Genomic DNA, 17,736 nt, shown 5'->3' with positions numbered 1-17,736 from the left:
AACATACGTATACTGCTCGACGTGATGACATCGCATGGAGGGGCCAGCGCCACCCGGTTCGCAAGCCGGTGACCGCGGCGCAGGCTCTTGGAGATCGCCCATGCAAACACGACAATCCTCACTGGAACAAGGTTCTGATCGCGCGCCGTGAAGCCGGTGCCGCTACGGTCTTGCCCCAGTTCGCGGGTGAAGATCACGCCCCCTCGCCAGCGCACCCTGACGGTCGGCGAGATGGCACAAGCCGGCGCGCCTGGCGCCGCAGGCAAACCCTGTTCCAGAAAGATGCACGATCCATGTTCGACCTGAACGCCCGCCCGATTGCGCGGCGCCAATTCGTCCAGGGGCTGGCGATCGGCGGCGCGGTCGCCGGTTTCGCCCCGGCGCTTCTCGCGCGATCCGCCCCAGTCTCGCCCGCTGAGCTGAGCGGGACCGAGTTCGACCTCGAGATCGCCGAGCTGCCGGTCAACTTCACCGGCAAGCGCCGTATCGCGACCGCCGTGAACGGCAGCGTGCCCGCGCCGGTCCTGCGCCTGCGCGAAGGCGACACGGTCACGCTGCGCGTGCGCAACGGCCTCAAGGAGATGTCGAGCATCCATTGGCACGGCATCATCGTGCCGGCGGAGATGGACGGCGTGCCCGGCATCAGCTTTGCCGGCATCGCGCCGGGTGAGACCTTCACCTATCGCTTCGAGGTCCGCCAGAGCGGAACCTACTGGTATCACGCTCACACGCTCGCCGAGCAGACGGGACTCTATGGAGCGATCATCGTCGAGCCGAAACAGGCGCCGACGGCGCGGGCGCCCGATCGCGACTATTGCATCGTGCTCAGCGACTGGTCGGACGAGCCGCCGCTGCAGATCTTCCTCAATCTCAAGAAGCAGAGCAGCTACTATAATTTTGCGCAGCCGACCGCCGGCGATTTCCTCAAGGATGTCGGCGCCATGGGCTTGGGCAAGGCGCTCGAGCGCCGGCGGATGTGGAACAGCTCGCGGATGAACCCGACCGACTACAGCGATGTCTCTGCCGCGACCTACACCTATCTGATGAACGGCGCGCCGCCCGCCGGCAACTGGACCGGTATCGCCGCGCCCGGCGAGCGCGTGCGCCTGCGCTTCGTCGGCGCGGGGACGGCGACGTTCTTCGACGTGCGGATCCCCGGGGTCGAGCTGACGGTCGTATCGACCGACGGGCAGCCGGTCGAGCCGGTCACGGTCGAGGAATTCCGGATCGGCCCGGGCGAGACCTACGACGTCGAGTTCACCATGCCCGAGGGCGGCGCCCGCACCATCTTCGCGCAGGCGATCGATCGGAGCGGCTATGCGCGTGGCACGATCGCACCGGCCCCGGGCATGGCGGCAGCCGTGCCGCCGCTCGATGCCCGGACCTGGCTCGAGCCGGTCGACATGATGGGCGCGATGGCGACGATGGGCGCAATGGGAGGCGACGCGCATGCCGGGCACGGCATGACCGAGATGCCGGCCAGGGCACGGCACGCCCGCACCGAATATGGCTCCAATACCGACATGCGCGTCGACTATCCGCGCACCAATCTCGACGATCCGGGCGCAGGCCTGCGCGGGCGCGACTGGCGCGTGCTGACGCTGGCCGACCTGCGCACGCCGGGCGGCGATCCCGACCCGCGCGAGCCCGAGCGCGACATCGAGCTGCATCTCACGGGCAATATGGAACGGTTCATCTGGTCGCTCGACGGCATCAAGCTCAACGATTCCAGGCCGCTCCATTTCAGGCCGAACGAGCGGCTGCGCGTCACCTTCGTCAACGACACGATGATGGCGCATCCGATGCATCTGCACGGCATGTGGAGCGATGTCGAAGGCCCGGACGGCGCCTTCCAGGTCCGCAAGCATACGGTCGTGGTCCAGCCCGCCCAACGGGTGAGCTTCCGCGTCACCGCCGACGCCTTGGGTCGATGGGCCTTTCACTGTCATCTGCTCTATCACATGGCGGCCGGCATGTTCCGGGAGGTGGTGGTCGCATGATCCGGATTTTCCCCTCGCGCGGCATCGCTCTTGGCGCTGCCCTCTTCCTGCGCCGGCGATCACGGCTCCCGCTCTCGCGCAGGATGCCTCGCCCCCGTCGCCCGCCACCACCCCTGCCCAAACGGCCACTCCCGCTCCGCAGACTCCTTCCGCGCAAGGCTCTCAGGACCATGCGGGCATGGACATGCCGGGCATGGATATGACCGACACGACGGCGTCCGGTAACGGCGCCACGATGGACATGGGCTCGATGCAGGGTGGCAAGGCCCCGCCGGACGCGCGCAACTCGGACGATTATGCCGACGGCTATCGCAACTCGACGCTGCCGGGCTATGAGATGGCCGACAAGCTGTCGATCCCCAAGATACTTGTGGATGAGCTCGAATTCACCAGCGGCAACGAGGGTCAGGGCGTGGGCTGGACCGTGCTCGTGACCAAGGGTCAGGACAATGACAAGCTCTGGCTGCGCAGCCAGGGGCTCAAGAACTCCCGCGACCAACGTCTCGATCCGGAGAGCAGCGTCGAGGCGCTGTGGTGGCACAGCAAGAACCCGTTCTGGGGCACGCTGCTCGGGGTCAGGCAGGATCTCGGCAAGGGTGCGACCACCTGGCTGGCCGCCGGCGTCGAGGGACTGGCGCCTTATTGGTTCGACGTCCAGCTCACCGGCTATGTAGGAACCGATGGGCGTCTCGCGGCGCGCGCCAAGGCGTCCTATGAGGTCCTGTTCACCAATCGGTTGATCCTCACGCCGCAGGTAGAGGCCAATATCTATTCGAAGCGGTCGAGCGATCGGCAGCTCGGCAGCGGTTTCAGCAATGTCGAGCTGAGCGGGCGGTTGCGCTACGAAGTGTCGCGCAAGTTCGCGCCCTATATCGGCTTTGTCTGGGAGCGCGCATTTGACGGCACGGCCGATTTCCGTCGCCTGCGCGGGGAAGGGCCTTCCGAACACAGGGTGGTGATCGGCTTGCGCGCCTGGTGGTGATCCGCGGATGGCGACTTGAGGGATCGACCGCGAACGCGCCGCGTGACAAGGCTGGATCGCAAGCCAACGGTCGCTGGCCGGCCTCTTTTTTCGTCTTGCTGCTCGCGGCGGCTGCGGCGTCGGCGGGACAGACGGCCATTCTCGCCTTCCTTCCGACACTGGTCGACCCGGCTCGTGGCGCGCTATCGTCAAGCGCTCATGATTTTCATGTCGCGAGCCTGACCGCGGTCCACCCCCTCGCTGCCTTGCTGGCGGCGCCGCTCTGGGGCTGGATCGCGGACCGGGTCGACTATCGGGCGATGTTGCGCGCAGCGCTGGTCATCCTCGCGCTGGTGACCGCGCCGATCGGCCTCATCGGGCTGCCTGAGCTTTATGCATTGCGCCTGGTGGCGGGGATGGCGGCCGCCGCCATCATACCGCTGGGATTGCTCTGCGCGAGCTTTGCCGCAAGGGGGCGCGCGGACCAGGCGCGGCGCTTCACCTGGCTGACCGCCTTCGTGTTTCTGGGCGATCTCGCCGGTCCGCTGGTGGCGGAGGTCTCGGCCGCGATCCTGCCCCGCGCTCCCCTCATGATCCTCGCTCTCGGCATCGGTGCCGTCGGGGCGGCGCTTTGCGCCGTGCGTCTGCCGCGCTGGTGTGCACCCTGCAACGATGGCGGAGACCTGCCCGCGCCGACGCTCGGCGCGACGTTGATCCTGCTTTTCGTCACGATCGTCGCGGGCGGCGGGCTGGCGGCGATGCATGTCAATCTCCTGGTGACGCGGAGCGCCGTTTCGCTGAGCCGCGAAGAGATCGCCTGGATGCTCAGTCTTTGCGGATTGGGCATGCTGGCGGCACAGATCTTCCATGCGAGGCTCGATTGGCTGGTGACCATGCCGAGGCGGCTTGCGGGGCTGACGCTCGGCCTGCTGGCCGTGGCGCTCTTCCTGTTCCCTGTCGCCGCGAGCATGGCCGAGCTCAGTGGGATCATCGTTGCTGCCGGCTGGAGCTCGGCAACCCTTCGATTGGTCACCAGCTTCTGGATCAGCGGTGCGGCAGCCCCTTCGGGTCTGAAGCTCGGTCTCCAGCATTCCGCCGCCAGCATCGGGCAGGCGCTCGCGCCGCTGGCGATCGCTGTGGTCGCTCCGGGGGCACAGCACTTAGTCTTGTGGGGGATTGGTGGTCTATCGCTAGCGCTGCTTGTGTCCCTGCCGCTAGCCTGGAGGCCGCCCGCCATCGGAAAATCATCTGCGCGATGAGGGGAGGGGCGCATTGATGCGTAGAGTAAAGGAGGGGCCACTGTCCCATGCTCATCGTTCTTCCGGGAGTCATTTCATGAAGACCCGCCTATCCGCCGCCTTGCTGTTCCTCGCCATGCCCGGCGTAGCGCTTGCGGCCAGTGATGTCGTCGTCCACCGGGATCCGGGATGTGGATGCTGCGAGAAGTGGGCGCAGGCCGTGCGCGAGAAGCTGGGACGCAAGGTCGTCATGCGTGACGATGCGTCGCGCAACGAGCTTCAGCGCAGGGCCGGCATGCCCCGGACGCTGGCGTCCTGCCACAGCGCGATCGTCGATGGCTATATGATCGAGGGCCATGTCCCGATATCCGACGTCAAGCGCTTGCTGGCGACCCGTCCTGCGGGTGTCAAAGGCATTGCGGTTGCAGGGATGCCGATCGGTTCGGAGGGCATGGAAGTGGCAGGCGCTGCCCACCAACCCTATACAGTAGTGTCGTTCGGCAGCGCCGGTCAGCGTACTTTCGCCCGGCACTGATATCGCTCGCGTCACAGGTCTGGTCAGGATTGCCTGTCTATAGGGAAGGCATCGCCTGACCGGCTGATGCAGGCCCAATAGATGATGCTGCCAAGGGCGACGACAATGCCCATGATGGCAAAGGATTCCATGCTTGAATGGCTCAAAAGCCAGATCGTGAGAAGGAGGCCACATGCAGGAATGACAAGCCCCCCGGGCAGCGCGAATTGCCCTGGATCTTTCGGCAAGCTCTTCTCGATCTTCGGCAAGGCTGCAATGCACAAGGCGTAGGTCATCAAGCGGACCGAGGTGCTCAAGAGCACGAGCCACACGAACTGCTGCCCGACGGCAAGCGCCAGACTGAGCGCTCCGCAGAACAGGATCGAGTTCGCCGGCGTGCGGGTTCTCTCGTTCACAATACCGAACCACATGGGGAGCGTTCCATCGCGGGCCAGTGCGAAGGTGAGGCGTGGCGCGGTGAGCAAAGACGTCAGACTGCCTCCGCCAATCGAGAATATAGCGCCCAGCGAAAGGGCTATTGCCCCGGTCGCTCCTGTCAATCGCCTCGCCAGCTCGACGAGTGGTGAGGCGCTGTTCCCGAGGTCGGGGCCTACCGAGACGGCTACGAGCTGGATCAGAGCATAGCAAAGGGCGATGGCGATCACCGTACCGATCAAGGCGCGGGGAACGGTTGCCTTTGCATTCCGTGTTTCACCCGCGGCGATGAGGCTGAACTCAAAGCCGATAAAGGCGTACATCAGGACGAGCATCGACTGGCCAAGCTGCGTGGGCGCGATCAGACCGCTGTCGACGACACGTGCCCACTCGATGGCGGGGAAGCCGATGACGATCAGTAGCAGCAATGGGGCGAGTTTCAGGATGCTGATCAGGTACAGGACCGTCATACCGGCGCGCACGCCCATGGCATTCAGAAGAGTTGACCGTCCCGAAGCTACCGTTCAGCTCGCCTGACACCGTCTTCGTCGGGAGCGGATTAGGGACAGGGGTTACACCACGATGCCGGACGTGCTGGGCTATGCCCGCGTCTCCACCAGCGACCAGGACCTGGAGGTGCAGCGTCGCCGGTTGCGCGACGAAGCGGGCGCGATCCGCGTGTTCGACGATGTGATCTCGGGCAAGAGCTTCGATCGGCCCGGCCTAAACGAGCTGATTGGCTTCTGCCGACCCGGCGATATCATCTGCGTCGTCCGGCTCGATCGCCTCGGCCGATCGCTCAAGGAGCTGCTGGAAACCGTCGACATGTTCAAGGCGCGCGGGCTCGCATTCCGTTCGCTGGAGGAACGGCTCGATACATCCTCGGCTGCAGGCGAGCTGGTGTTCCATGTGTTCGGTGCCATCGCGCATTTCGAGCGGCGGCTGATCGTCGAGCGCACCCGCGACGGCATCGCCGCGGCGCGCGCGCGGGGAAAAGTGCCTGGACGCCCTACGCTCGACGCCGACAAGCTGGCGTCGGCGCTCAAGCTGATCGAGGCCGGCGTGCGTCCGGCGCAGGCGGCGAAGCAGCTTGGGCTTGGCCGATCCACTCTCTACCGCGAACTCGCTGCACTCAAAACCGAGGCACCCACCACGCCCGCACTCAACGCCGCAGAATGAGCCGTAACGTCGTGGCTGTCATCGTCTCTGACATATAGCTGACATCGACTTTGAAAACCGACAGCTCCGGCCGCGATCGGCGGGGCTGTCGCGCGAACGACCGTTCGCGGGAGATTACTCGAAATCGACGCAATGCCTCCCGGATTGTCTATTGCGATGCATTACCAACTTCTCTACTCAGTTGAGAATAGTTCGCAAAGGGGCGGTGTGGTGAAAAAATCTGGTTTTGCAGCTATGTTCAGCTTTGGGGTGATTGCCGTCCCAGCAGCGGCTCAGGCTCAGGATCAGCTTGCCTTGGCGCAGGGAAGTCCCTCGCAGACGATCATCGTGACCGGCGTTCGGGACGGCTACCAGGCTGATACGACCAGCACCGCCACCCGCACGCCGACGGAGCTCAACGACGTCCCCCAATCAGTCTCCGTTATCACGGAAGCGCAGATTGACGATCAGGCGATGCGCTCGATCGCCGACGTGCTTCGCTATGTACCCGGCGCGGTGATCTCTCAAGGCGAAGGCCACCGCGATCAGATCATCCTGCGCGGTAACAACAGCACCGCGGATTTCTTCGTCGATGGCCTGCGTGACGACGTGCAATATTACCGCGGCCTCTACAACGCAGAGCGGATCGAGGTTCTGAAAGGCCCCAACGCGATGATCTTCGGGCGCGGCGGTGGGGGCGGGATCGTCAACCGCGTCACCAAGCGCCCGGGTGCCAACGCCTTCATCAGCAGCAGCGGCTCGGCGGACACATATGGCGCATGGTATGTCGATACCGACATCAATCAGCCGATCAGTGGGTCCGCCTCCGCTCGGCTGAACGCCGTTTACGAGGAGTTCAGCAGCAACCGCGACTTCTACGACGGACGCCGGTTTGCGATCAATCCCACCGTCGCGCTCTCACTTGGCGCCACCACCCGGATAGACCTGGGCTTCGAATACAATAATGACAAGCGCACGATCGATCGGGGCGTCCCCTCAGCTACGCAAGGCTCTCTGACGAGCCCGTCACGCCCCCTCACCGGCTTCCGCGACACCTTCTTCGGTGTGCCGGGGTTCAACGTCAGCGATTTCGAGGCCAAGGTCCTGAGCGGGCGCATCGAGCATCGGTTCGGCGACAACCTGATTCTGACAAGTCGGGTCCTGTATGGCGACTATGACAAGCTCTATCGAAATGCCTTCGCGGTAACCCCGGTCACCCTGCGCGGGGGCGTCCAGAGCGTCGGCCTTGAAGCCTATAGCGATCCCACGACGCGCAAAAACCTGCTCAACCAGAACGATCTCGTCTGGACGGTTACGACCGGACCCGTTCGCCATGTGCTGCTCGCCGGCTTCGAGTTCGGCGATCAGCGCACGCGCAACCAGCGGATCAATGGCTTTTTCGAAAGCGGCGATATCGTGAACGGGGGCCGGCGCGCGTTTGTTGGGTTAGCTGACCGGATCACGGTGCCGCCGGTCACGCTGCGCACCACCGCCAATACCGGCTACCGGTCGATCCGGACAAACGCCGACGCCACTGCCTTCTATGTGCAGGACCAGATCTCGATCGGCGAACATGTCGATGTCATCGGCGGCGTTCGCCGCGACCGCTTCAAGCTTAGCATCGACGATCTCGTCGCCGGGCGGAGCTATAGCCGGACCGACACCCTCTGGTCTCCCCGTTTGGGCGTAGTGTTGAAGCCGGTGCAACCCGTATCGATCTACGCCAGCTATAGCCGGTCCTTCCTGCCCCAGTCAGGCGATCAGTTTTCATCGCTCGACATAACAAGCGCCGCGCTGGAGCCGGAGAAATTCGACAATTACGAACTCGGCCTCAAATGGGATATCTTTCCAACGCTTAACCTGACCGCTGCCGTCTACCGGCTCGACCGCACCAACACTCGCGCGACCGACCCCAACGACGCCACGCGGACGGTGCTTACGGGCGCGCAGCGCAGCAAAGGGCTAGAGATCGGCCTCAGCGGCGCGATCACACCCCAATGGCAGGTTAGTGCGGGCTATGCCTTGCAGGACGCGGAAATCCGCAAGACAACGAGTGCGGCTCCTGCCGGCCGCGATGTCCCGCTCGTGCCCAAGCAGCAGGCCTCGCTCTGGACCCGCTACGATTTCACCCCTCGCTTCGGGGCCGGTGTCGGCGTCTACCGCCAGTCCAAAAGCTTCACCTCGGTCAGCAATACCGCCGTCCTGCCCGCGTTCACCCGCGTCGATGCCGCCGCATTCTTCAAACTCACCCCCCGGGTCGAGGCGCAAATCAACGTCGAGAACCTCCTCAACAGCAACTATTTCTCGTCCGCCTACAACGACAACAACATCATGCCCGGTGCACCGACGACGGCGCGAGCGACGGTTAGAATGAGCTTTTAGACAGGTGGGAGTTTTCCCGTTGCTGCTGGATGCTTCACCACAGTCGTTCAGCATGCGCTAAACCGCCTCCTCGTTGGGGGGGCACACTGAACCGCCCCATTCATTTCCTCCAGAAGTCGATAGTGTCGGTCCATCTACCGAGCCGCTACCATTCTTTGACGATTCCGCTGGCCATCGTCCAGCTCCTGCGGGCAGCGGCATGGCCATGTGCCGCTGCCCGGCTCACGAGCAATATCGGCGGCTTGTCGCCAATCGCGCTATGTGGCCGCGATAAACGTCGGCATATGTACGGCCATGCCCTTGCCGGCAGCCGCCACGCACATAATAGTCGCCGCCTCGCTTGACCTAACGAGCACCATGGTTGCCGCCGTAGCTGCGCTCGGAATGTCAACAGAGGTTAATCAGGGAAATTGAAACAGCGGGACGCGTGGATCGCCGGCCTGCGTGCGAGCTGTGAACGATTGGACGCAATGGAAAAGTGCGCCGCCGCGCCCGGGGGCGTTCCCGCTTAGTGACATTCGTTCACGTCGGATTCGAGGGGTGTTCGCCGGCCGTGCGTAAAGGATGTGAGCACGGCGGAGGAATGAACATGGATATGGATTTGGACAGCGCCTTGCGCCGCCTTGCCGAGCAGCCGCTTCATCCCCGGCTCGCTGAACTGGAAGGCGATGTCATGCGGTTGATCGCGGCGGAGCGGCGCGCCGGCGGCGGAGTGACACTGCGGACTGGCATGCTGGCAGCGGTAGGCGCAGTCGCCTTGGGAGTGGTGGGCGGCGGCTTGTCGTCCGCAGCGGCGACTGCGCAGGTGCCGGCGCTGACACCTTTCGGGCCCGCCACGCCGCTAGCGCCTTCGACCTTGCTGGCGTTCCAGTGACGAGCAGCGCCCGGAGAACGATGCTGATCGCGGCCGTCGTGTTCTTGGCAGCGATCGCAGGCGTGTGGGCTGGGCGCGAGTTGTTCCCTTCCCCACCGAGCCCGGGCGTGGAACTTCATAGCTTGCTCCACGACGGGCTCGAGCTGGACGAAGCTCAACGGACCAAGCTCGAGACGCTGGAGTCACGCTTCGCCGTTCGAAGGCGTGCCTTGGAGCTTGAACTCAGGGCCGACAACGCCCGGCTTGCCGACGCCATCGAGGCCGAACATGGTAACGGGCCGCAGGTCGCGGCGGCCGTCGATCGTTCGCACGGCGCGATGGGCGAGCTCCAAAAGGAGACGTTGAACCATATGTTCGCGATGCGGCAGATCCTGCGGCCCGACCAGGCGAGGACGTTCGACCGCGCGGTGGTGAAGGCGCTGACCGCAGACGCGCGGTGAGTCTTGAACTTTCGGCCTGCACGGACGGCGAACTCGCCGCCTTGACGCTCGCTGGACGTCAGGCCGCCTTCGCCGAGATCATGCGCCGGCACAAGGGGCCGGTTTACCGCCTGATCCGTGCACATATCGGCGATGCCGAAGAGGCGCTTGACCTCACTCGGGAATGCTTCGCGTCCGCCTTTCAGAACCTGCCAAGATATGACGGAGATCGGCCGCTCGCTGCGTGGCTGGCCCGCGTGGCGATCAACAAGAGCCGCGACTGGCATCGGTGGCGTCGCATACGCCAGATATTATCGTTCGCCTCTTCGCTGCCGCCCGAGACGATGGAAAGTGAGTGGGACGAGGCGCCAGGCGCCGACGCGGTAACCTTCGATCGCGCAGAACTAGTCCGGCTTTCGCGCGCGGTGTCCCAGCTGCCGGCCACGCTTAAGGAGACGCTCTTGCTGCGGACCGTGGAAGGCTTGTCCCAAGGGGAAACTGCCGCCGCGCTGGGGATCAGCGGCAAGGCCGTGGAGACGCGGCTCCGGCGCGCGCGAATAAAATTGTCGAATATTCTTAATTGCGCATGAGGGGGCGGGCTGGTTCATGCGTAATAAGGGGTAATGTCAGCGGCGGCGTCCCCCGGCTGCAAGCATTGAATTGGAGTGAAGGAACAGCATGAGCCGCAATCTGAACCGGCGCGACGTGATGCGCGGAACCGCCATGCTCGGCGGCACGCTGGCCATGTCGGCCTATCTGCCAGCCTGGGCGCAACCTGTGTCGCGCGGCATCGCCAAGCCGCTGCCGACCGTATCAGGCACGGAAATCGCGCTGACGATCGACCGGATGAAGCTGGTCATGGACGGAATTACAACGCCCGCGATCGGGGTGAACGGCACGGTCCCGGCGCCACTCGTCCGCCTCAAGGAGGGCCAGAAGGTCCGGCTCGCGGTGACCAACAATCTTGACGAGGATAGCTCGATCCACTGGCACGGTCTCATTCTGCCGTTCCAAATGGACGGCGTGCCGGGCATCAGTTTCCCCGGCATCAAGGCACGTTCGACTTTCGTGTACGAATTTCCAGTCGTGCAGTCAGGCACCTACTGGTACCACAGCCACTCGGGCGAGCAGGAGCAGGGCGGGCTCTACGGCCCCATCGTCATCGATCCCGCGGGACCCGACCCGATCGCATTCGACCGCGAGCATGTGATCGTGCTCTCCGATCACAGCCAGATGACCGGTGAGGAGATCTTCCGCAAGCTCAAGCAGATGGGCGGTGCCTATTTCAACTATCAGCGCCCGACGCTGAGTGGACTGCTCGCCGGACGGGAAATGCCCCTCAAGGATCGCCTGAAGTGGGGGCAGATGCGGATGGACCCGGCGGACATCGCGGACGTCACGGGTTCGACCTACACCTTCCTGGTCAATGGCTTTGGGCCTTACGACAATTGGACGGGTCTCTTCCGGCCGGGGGAGCGCGTCCGGCTACGCATCGTCAACGCCGCGGCGCAGACCAACTTCAACGTCCGCATCCCTGACCTGCCAATGACAGTGGTGCAGGCCGACGGCCAGAACGTCCGGCCCGTCGAAGTGGACGAGTTCCAGATCGGGGTCGCGGAGACGTTCGACGTGATCGTGACGCCCGGCGACCGCGCCTACAGCTTCGTGTCCGAAGCGATCGACCGTTCCGGCATGGGGCGCGCCACCCTGGCACCGCGCGAGGGCATGATCGCCCCAGTCCCGCCGCTTCGCCCGCGCACGCTCCTGACCATGACCGACATGGGCATGGATATGGGAGGCATGAAGGGGATGGAGGGAATGTCGGGGATGTCCGACGAGAACCCGGTGGCGAAGCGCGGCCTCGACCCCACGGTCCAGCAGAACGCATCGCGTAACCTGTGGAAGCTAACCGGCTGGAAGGGACCGACTGACCACGGGGCGGTCGCGGTTGCGTCCGGGATGGCCGGCATGGCCGGCATGGATCATGGCCAAATGAACTCCGGCGCGATGGCGGGAATGGACCACAGCCAAATGGGTGCCAGCGCGTCGGGCATAACCCCAAGCCAGACGGGCAGCGGCGGCATGGCGGGGATGGACCACGGCGCCATGCAAGGCGGTGCAGGGCAGGCCGGTGGGATGGCCGGAATGGATCACGGCTCCGGGGGCATGGACATGAACATGCGCAACCCGAAGAACGCGCCCGGCGTCAAGATGGGGCCGGGGGTGCAGACCATCTCGCCGATGCCGAAGGACCGCACGGCCGAGCCGCCGCAGGGGCTGGAGGACGTCGATCATCGCGTGCTCACCTATCGCGACCTTGTCGCGCTGGATCGCAACCCGGACGCTCGTGCCCCGGCGCGCCAGTTGGAGATCCACCTGACGGGCAATATGGAGCGCTATATGTGGGGCTTTGACGGCCAGAAGCTCAGCGACCCCGCCGACCCCATCCCGTTCCGCAAGGACGAACGCGCGCGCGTCACCCTGATCAATGACACGATGATGCCGCACCCAATCCACTTGCACGGGCACTTCTTTGAACTGGTGACCGGGCATGGCGACTTGGCGCCTCGCAAGCACACGGTGAATGTAGCGCCTGGCGGCAAGATGACGTTCGACGTGACGACCGATGCGGTCGGCGACTGGGCGTTCCACTGCCACAATCTCTATCACATGACCGCAGGGATGATGCGTGTCGTGACCGTTCGCCCGATGGGCGAGGAGAATCGCGATGCAGCTTAAGCTCCTCCTGATCGCGAGCGGCGCAGCGCTCGGCCTGGCAACCCCGGCGGCCGCGCAGATGGACCATTCCAATATGCCCGGCATGAAGATGCCGCCGCCAAAGACGCCAGCGGTGAAAAAGCCTGCCGCTAAGAAGCCAGCAGCGACCAAGCCCGCCGCGCGCAAGAAGTCCGTGAAGCCCGCCGCCAAGTCGACACCGCGCGCGAAGGCGGGATCGGGGGCCAAGCCCGCCGCAAGTCGGTCCGCCAAGCCGCCGGCCCCTGGAGCGGTCGTTGCCGATCCTCACGCCGGTCATGACATGACGGCCATGCCGGGCATGACTACGCCTGGAGCCAACCCCAATCCTGGTGCCGGGCACGACATGTCGCGATGCCAGATACCTCCGGCGGTGCCGCCCCCGGCCAGCCAGGTGCCATGCAGGGCATGGACCATGGTTCGGGCGCTATGCAAGGCATGGCAGGTCACGACATGGGAAGCATGCCTCCTTCGGCGACCGGCACGACAATGGTCGGGACCAACCTGCCGGCCGGCAACGCTCCGCCGCCGCCCATCCCGATGGATCGGGCCGCAGACCAAGTCTACTCTGCCCCCGCCATGGCGCATTCGCAGCAGCATCTGCAGTCGATGCACGGCGCCAGAATTTCTCGCAGGTCATATTTAATCTGGCCGAATACCAGGTCCGCGACGGTCGCGACGCCTATCGATGGGATGGCGGTGCCTGGTACGGTGGCGACATCAATCGCCTGGTTCTTAAAACCGAAGGCGAAGGGAACTTTGGGAGAAGCCTGGAAAGGGCGGAGCTGCAGGCGCTCTATGCACGGGCGATCGGACCCTTCACCGACTTCCAGGCCGGGATTCGTTACGACTTCAAGCCCAACCCCTCCCGTGTCTACGCTACGGTTGGGTTCGAGAGCCTGGCCCCAGGCTTTTTCGATGTGGAGGGCGCACTGTTCTTGTCTAGCAAGGGTGACGTGCTCGGCCGCGTTGAAGGGTATTACGATCAGCGTATCACCCAGCGCCTGATCCTCCAGCCTCGTCTCGAAGCGGAATTTGCGGCGCAAGACGTTCCGGAAGACCGGATCGGCTCGGGCTTGTCGGACCTCGAGCTTGGCTTGCGGCTGCGCTACGAGGTGAAGCGCGAGTTTGCCCCTTATATCGGTGTTTCATACGAGCGCAGAGTGGGCCGCTCTGCTCGTTTTGCACGCGAGGACGGCGAGGATGCGTCATCGACCAGCCTTGTTCTGGGCATTCGCACATGGTTTTGAGGCCGATTGGGCTTTGTTGCGTTGACTAAGTCCAAGAAGGAGCAGGCAATGTTTAAGACACTTACAGCTCTGGCTCTGGCGGCGATGGCAGCGAGCCCGGCTTTGGCTCAGCAGCAGATGCAAGGCATGGACCACTCGAAAATGCAGGGCATGAACCACGACAACATGCCTGGCATGAACACGCCCTTCATGCCCGCCGAGATGGCGATGCACGAGAAGATGATGAGGGCCAAAGGCGCCAATGCAAATGAGACGTGGGCCCGCAAGATGATCGAGCATCACCGCGGTGCGATTGCCATGTCGCAGATCGTTCTCCGCGAGGCGCCCGATGCGAAGACCCGGCAAATGGCTCAGAAGTCTATTGCCGAGCAAAACAAGAGCATCGGTGAACTCCAGGCGATGCTCCGGTCGATGAGCAAGCGACCTCAGTGATAATCTTCGTTCCTCCCGCCCCACGAGGGGGCGGGAGGAATGACCAAGGAGTTTTTCCATGAAGACAGCTTTACGATCCGCGCTTACTGCCGCAGCCTTGTTGGTTCCGGTTGCCGTCAGCGCGGCCACCCCGATCGTTATGCACCGCGATCCCGGCTGCGGCTGTTGCGCCAAGTGGGCAGCACAGGTGCAGCGGCAGCTCGGGCGCCAGGTGCGCGTCGTCGATGATTCCAATCGCCCGGCGCTGCAGAAGCGCGCGGGGGTCCCTGCGGACGTCTCGTCTTGCCACACAGCAATCGCCGATGGGATGGCTTTCGAGGGCCACGTGCCGATTGCCGACATGAAGCGGGCTCTGGCGACCCGGCCCAAGGGTGTGCGAGGCCTCGCGGTCGGCGGTATGCCGCTCGGCTCGCCGGGAATGGAAGTGCCGGGCGTCAAGGCGCAGGCCTATGACGTGGTCGCCTTCGGCTCCACCGGGCGCCGCCTATTTGCCCGCCACGGCAGCTGATTGGCGATTTTTTCGGGGCGGGGCCGCAGGACGCGGTCGCCGCAGCTGGTGTAGCTCCACGGTCCAGTTCGTCTTGGAGAGCAGACGATGAGTTTCACAAGAGGATTCGGACGGGTGAGGCAACGGGAATTGATGAGTATGAATCAAGGAGTTGGGTGATGGGCGGTAAACGAGGCGGGGCCTTCGCTTTGCTCCTTGCGGTTGCAATGTCAGTAAGCACGTCGGCATCGGCGCATGAAGATCATGATGCGCTTGGGGCCGGTCCCGGGCCCACCGCTAACAGCGCAGTCGAGACTCAGAAAAAGGATAGAGCGGACGCCGGCGACGGCCATATGGACATGGGCTCTATGTCGACCGTGGACATGAACATGGGCGACCGCGATATCGCCGGCGACGACATGGACATGGGCGGCATGCACGAGGAGACCGCCAACAAGAACAAAAGTTTCGGCGAACGGCTTGTGAGTTGGCTGGGCCGGCTTCACACCATGGTCATTCATTTTCCCATCGCACTGTTCATCGGTGCATTCGGGGTGGAGTTGTTCGGGTTGTGGCGCCGCAACCGGGACTATCAGCATGTCGCACACATAATGCTGGTCGTAGGCGCGCTCGGAGCTATCGCGGCAGCATTCCTGGGCTGGTTCGCAGGCGGGTTCTACCTGACCGACCGCAACCCGATCCTGATGACGCATCGCTGGCTAGGGACGTTGATCGCGGTCTTCGGCGTTGCGCTGGCTTGGATGGCAGCGCGCCACCGTAAGGGTCCCGAGCGGTCGCGGACGTTGTACTGGGTGTTGCTTGGCCTGATGACGCTGGCGATCTCCATCCAGGGGTTCCTTGGCGGAACCTTCATGCATGGCGGAATAAACCACTTGGCGTTCTGACCCAGTCCGGCTGTGTGCGTGAAGCGGTCGTTTCCTGAACAGGGACCGTCGAGGACGCGTCTCCGCCAAGGACGCGTCCTCGGCTGATCAGCGGATCGACTGAACCGCTTCGTTGCAAGCCTGTTCGCAGCGGCGACAGTGTTCAGCGCAGATGCGGCAATGCTCGTGCATGCTCGCATGCTTCTCGCACTCCTCCGCGCACAACCCGCAGGCGATGGCGCAGGCTTGAAGAACGGCGATCAGCGCTTGCTCATTGCTGCCGGTGCGGCGGGTGCCGAGCGAACCTGCCGCCAAGCAGATGTCGGCGCAGTCAAGGTTCAGACGAATGCACTGGCGAAGCTGTGCGACCATGTCTTCCGCCAGACAGGCATCAGCGCACGACGTACAAGTCTGAGCACATGAGTAGCACTCCTCGATACAGCGGATCAGTGCGTCGTTCGTGCTTCCCTTCACGTCCGGATGCGTGGCGATCATCTCTTGCATGTGTTGCATGGTTCTCTCCTGGTAGCGCGGTCTAACAACTGTCGAAGCAAGAGGTTACAAACCTGAAATGTTCCGGCCTTTGCGTTGGACCGTGCGGCCGCTTGGGCGTGTCGAGTAACCGCCGGCGCTGGTCGTAGCGCACCGTCGACGCCCACGCCGCCTGCGTGAGCGAGTCCCGGGATCGTGCTGCGGGATCATCGAACCGAGAAGCGCCGTGTCGCCGATCGTCGTGTGGGTACAAATCAGCGCTGGGTGGCGGCTTTCACTCGTTGCACTGCCGATGGTTCGCGCTACGTCGCAGTACGCCCCGAGCGGGACACAGCCCGGCCATGGCGGATGCCAATCCGCTGTCGCGGTCGCGCAACAGGTTATGGATTGCGGTCGCAGCGACCGCTGCTTGTCCGGTCGCGACGCTGATCTGATCGAGCCCTTCCACAACGTCGCCAACCGCGTAGAGGCCAGCAACAGAGGATTGTTGGTGGGCGTTGGTCAGCACGCAACCTGATTCGCTGAGCTTCGCGCCCAGCGAAGTGGCAAGCCGCGTTCGAGGCGACGAGCCGAGCGCAGGGTAAAGCGTGTCGAATTGTAGCTCCAGGCCATTGGCCAACCGCACCTCGACACAATCGCCAAGACGCAGCTGCTCGACAGGCGAGGGCGCGACATCGATGCCCTGCTGGTTCAGCTTGGCAAATTCGGTCGGTGCGAGGTCGAGCGACCGTTCGGCGAGAAGCATGACCTTCGCGCCATAAGCGCGCAGGAATTCGGCTTCGTCAGCGCCGTGGCCGTCGCAGCCGAGCACCGCCACGTTCATTCGCCGAGCCTCATAACCATCGCAAATCGGGCAGTAGCGAATAAGACCACGCGCAACGCCGATGTCATGCATCGCATCAGGCATCTCGGGGCGTCGATTGACGACACCGGTCGCGAGCACGACGGTCCGCGCGTGCAGGACGTTCAGTCCGCAACTTGCCGAGAAGTGGTCGCCTGATGCGACGATCGCGTCGATCTCACCGTTCTGGACCGTACCGCCATATTCATGCAGCTGAGCCTGCAGGCGCGCAAGAAACGAGGCGCCCGAAATGCCGCCGGGAAATCCTGGGAGGTTGTGCGAGCGCGGGATGGAGGCGGCGCGCCCCGCCGCCGCGTCGTAAACGACGCAGCTCCTGAGAAAGCGGGACAGATAGATCGCGGTCGTGAGGCCAGCGGGACCACCGCCCACAATCAGACAATCGAGGACCTCCTCGGGATCGCCAGTCCAGCCTTGATTGGTCAACCGCAACCTCATCATTACCCCGCGAGCGCCCGTCAGGCCCGCGGCCACAGCTCGTCCGGACGGGAAGGCGCAGTGAAAAGCGCTCTGTACTCCCTTCTGAATACGCGCCGGTGCCGTTGACCCCTCATCGAGAGGGTGCGGCGGCACGAAAAAGATCGTGAGGGGTGAAAC

Annotated in this window: 18 protein-coding genes; 15 read left to right on the top strand and 3 right to left on the bottom strand. The window is 64.0% G+C overall.

Going from position 1 to position 17,736, the window contains the following annotated elements:
- Positions 1 to 293 precede the first annotated feature (293 nt).
- The 4 genes from BF95_RS08030 (at position 294) to BF95_RS08015 (ending at position 4,734) form a co-directional block, all read left to right on the top strand.
- On the top strand, positions 294 to 2,000 hold the full coding sequence (locus BF95_RS08030; protein ID WP_043150648.1) for a copper resistance system multicopper oxidase: 1,707 nt from the start codon (positions 294 to 296) through the stop codon (positions 1,998 to 2,000).
- A gap of 178 nt (positions 2,001 to 2,178) precedes the next feature.
- Positions 2,179 to 2,982 (top strand): copper resistance protein B, encoded by an 804-nt coding sequence (locus BF95_RS08025; protein WP_043150646.1) that lies wholly within the window; start codon positions 2,179 to 2,181, stop codon positions 2,980 to 2,982.
- The gene (locus BF95_RS08020) at positions 2,976 to 4,220 is read left to right on the top strand and encodes an MFS transporter (protein WP_043150645.1); all 1,245 of its coding nucleotides are present in this window, start codon (positions 2,976 to 2,978) and stop codon (positions 4,218 to 4,220) included. Before BF95_RS08025 ends, BF95_RS08020 begins: the two co-directional genes overlap by 7 nt.
- Before the next feature lie 76 nt (positions 4,221 to 4,296).
- On the top strand, positions 4,297 to 4,734 hold the full coding sequence (locus BF95_RS08015) for a DUF411 domain-containing protein (protein WP_043150644.1): 438 nt from the start codon (positions 4,297 to 4,299) through the stop codon (positions 4,732 to 4,734).
- A gap of 23 nt (positions 4,735 to 4,757) precedes the next feature.
- Here BF95_RS08015 and BF95_RS08010 read toward each other — a convergent pair whose 3' ends face one another.
- Positions 4,758 to 5,636 carry an APC family permease gene (locus BF95_RS08010; RefSeq protein ID WP_081764078.1) on the bottom strand — a complete coding sequence of 293 codons (879 nt, stop codon included), beginning with the start codon at positions 5,634 to 5,636 and terminating at the stop codon, positions 4,758 to 4,760.
- A gap of 94 nt (positions 5,637 to 5,730) precedes the next feature.
- On the opposite strand from BF95_RS08010, the gene BF95_RS08005 reads away from it, so the two are divergent.
- The 11 genes from BF95_RS08005 to BF95_RS07960 all read left to right on the top strand — a co-directional run bounded on the left by BF95_RS08005 (position 5,731) and on the right by BF95_RS07960 (position 15,809).
- A complete protein-coding gene (locus BF95_RS08005; protein ID WP_021245550.1) occupies positions 5,731 to 6,327 on the top strand; it encodes a recombinase family protein in 597 nt (198 codons plus the stop codon).
- Positions 6,328 to 6,537: 210 nt separating this feature from the next.
- Positions 6,538 to 8,688, top strand: coding sequence for a TonB-dependent receptor (locus BF95_RS08000; RefSeq protein ID WP_043150640.1), 2,151 nt, complete (start codon positions 6,538 to 6,540; stop codon positions 8,686 to 8,688).
- Positions 8,689 to 9,277: 589 nt separating this feature from the next.
- A complete protein-coding gene (locus BF95_RS07995) occupies positions 9,278 to 9,562 on the top strand; it encodes a hypothetical protein (protein WP_043150728.1) in 285 nt (94 codons plus the stop codon).
- A 20-nt stretch (positions 9,563 to 9,582) separates the two neighbouring features.
- A complete protein-coding gene (locus BF95_RS07990; protein WP_037473048.1) occupies positions 9,583 to 10,002 on the top strand; it encodes a periplasmic heavy metal sensor in 420 nt (139 codons plus the stop codon).
- A complete protein-coding gene (locus BF95_RS07985; RefSeq protein ID WP_043150638.1) occupies positions 9,999 to 10,571 on the top strand; it encodes an RNA polymerase sigma factor in 573 nt (190 codons plus the stop codon). The genes BF95_RS07990 and BF95_RS07985 overlap by 4 nt, the downstream gene beginning before the upstream one ends.
- Positions 10,572 to 10,659: 88 nt before the next feature.
- Positions 10,660 to 12,720 (top strand): copper resistance system multicopper oxidase, encoded by a 2,061-nt coding sequence (locus BF95_RS07980; protein WP_043150636.1) that lies wholly within the window; start codon positions 10,660 to 10,662, stop codon positions 12,718 to 12,720.
- Complete coding sequence (locus BF95_RS30965; RefSeq protein ID WP_443018349.1) at positions 12,710 to 13,381, top strand: hypothetical protein; 672 nt, start codon at positions 12,710 to 12,712, stop codon at positions 13,379 to 13,381. Before BF95_RS07980 ends, BF95_RS30965 begins: the two co-directional genes overlap by 11 nt.
- Positions 13,374 to 13,985 (top strand): copper resistance protein B, encoded by a 612-nt coding sequence (locus BF95_RS30960; RefSeq protein ID WP_443018348.1) that lies wholly within the window; start codon positions 13,374 to 13,376, stop codon positions 13,983 to 13,985. Before BF95_RS30965 ends, BF95_RS30960 begins: the two co-directional genes overlap by 8 nt.
- Positions 13,986 to 14,033: 48 nt before the next feature.
- Positions 14,034 to 14,417 carry a DUF305 domain-containing protein gene (locus tag BF95_RS07970; RefSeq protein ID WP_037472990.1) on the top strand — a complete coding sequence of 128 codons (384 nt, stop codon included), beginning with the start codon at positions 14,034 to 14,036 and terminating at the stop codon, positions 14,415 to 14,417.
- A 58-nt stretch (positions 14,418 to 14,475) separates the two neighbouring features.
- Complete coding sequence (locus BF95_RS07965; RefSeq protein WP_051519909.1) at positions 14,476 to 14,925, top strand: DUF411 domain-containing protein; 450 nt, start codon at positions 14,476 to 14,478, stop codon at positions 14,923 to 14,925.
- A gap of 158 nt (positions 14,926 to 15,083) precedes the next feature.
- On the top strand, positions 15,084 to 15,809 hold the full coding sequence (locus BF95_RS07960) for a DUF2231 domain-containing protein (protein WP_235209632.1): 726 nt from the start codon (positions 15,084 to 15,086) through the stop codon (positions 15,807 to 15,809).
- Between the two features lie 87 nt (positions 15,810 to 15,896).
- On the opposite strand, the gene BF95_RS07955 is transcribed toward BF95_RS07960, so the two are convergent.
- Together BF95_RS07955 and BF95_RS07950 are read right to left on the bottom strand one after the other, a co-directional pair.
- A complete protein-coding gene (locus tag BF95_RS07955; RefSeq protein WP_043150631.1) occupies positions 15,897 to 16,301 on the bottom strand; it encodes a four-helix bundle copper-binding protein in 405 nt (134 codons plus the stop codon).
- Positions 16,302 to 16,554: 253 nt separating this feature from the next.
- Positions 16,555 to 17,565: an NAD(P)/FAD-dependent oxidoreductase gene (locus BF95_RS07950; RefSeq protein WP_327195431.1), complete on the bottom strand. Its 1,011-nt coding sequence runs from the start codon at positions 17,563 to 17,565 to the stop codon at positions 16,555 to 16,557.
- Between the last annotated feature and the right edge of the window lie 171 nt (positions 17,566 to 17,736).

The sequence above is a fragment of the Sphingobium sp. Ant17 genome (assembly GCF_000588875.1).
In the GTDB taxonomy this organism is placed as follows: Bacteria; Pseudomonadota; Alphaproteobacteria; order Sphingomonadales; family Sphingomonadaceae; genus Sphingobium.
The sequence above is the reverse complement of the archived record's forward strand: the minus strand, read 5'-3'. Positions and strand labels throughout refer to the sequence as shown.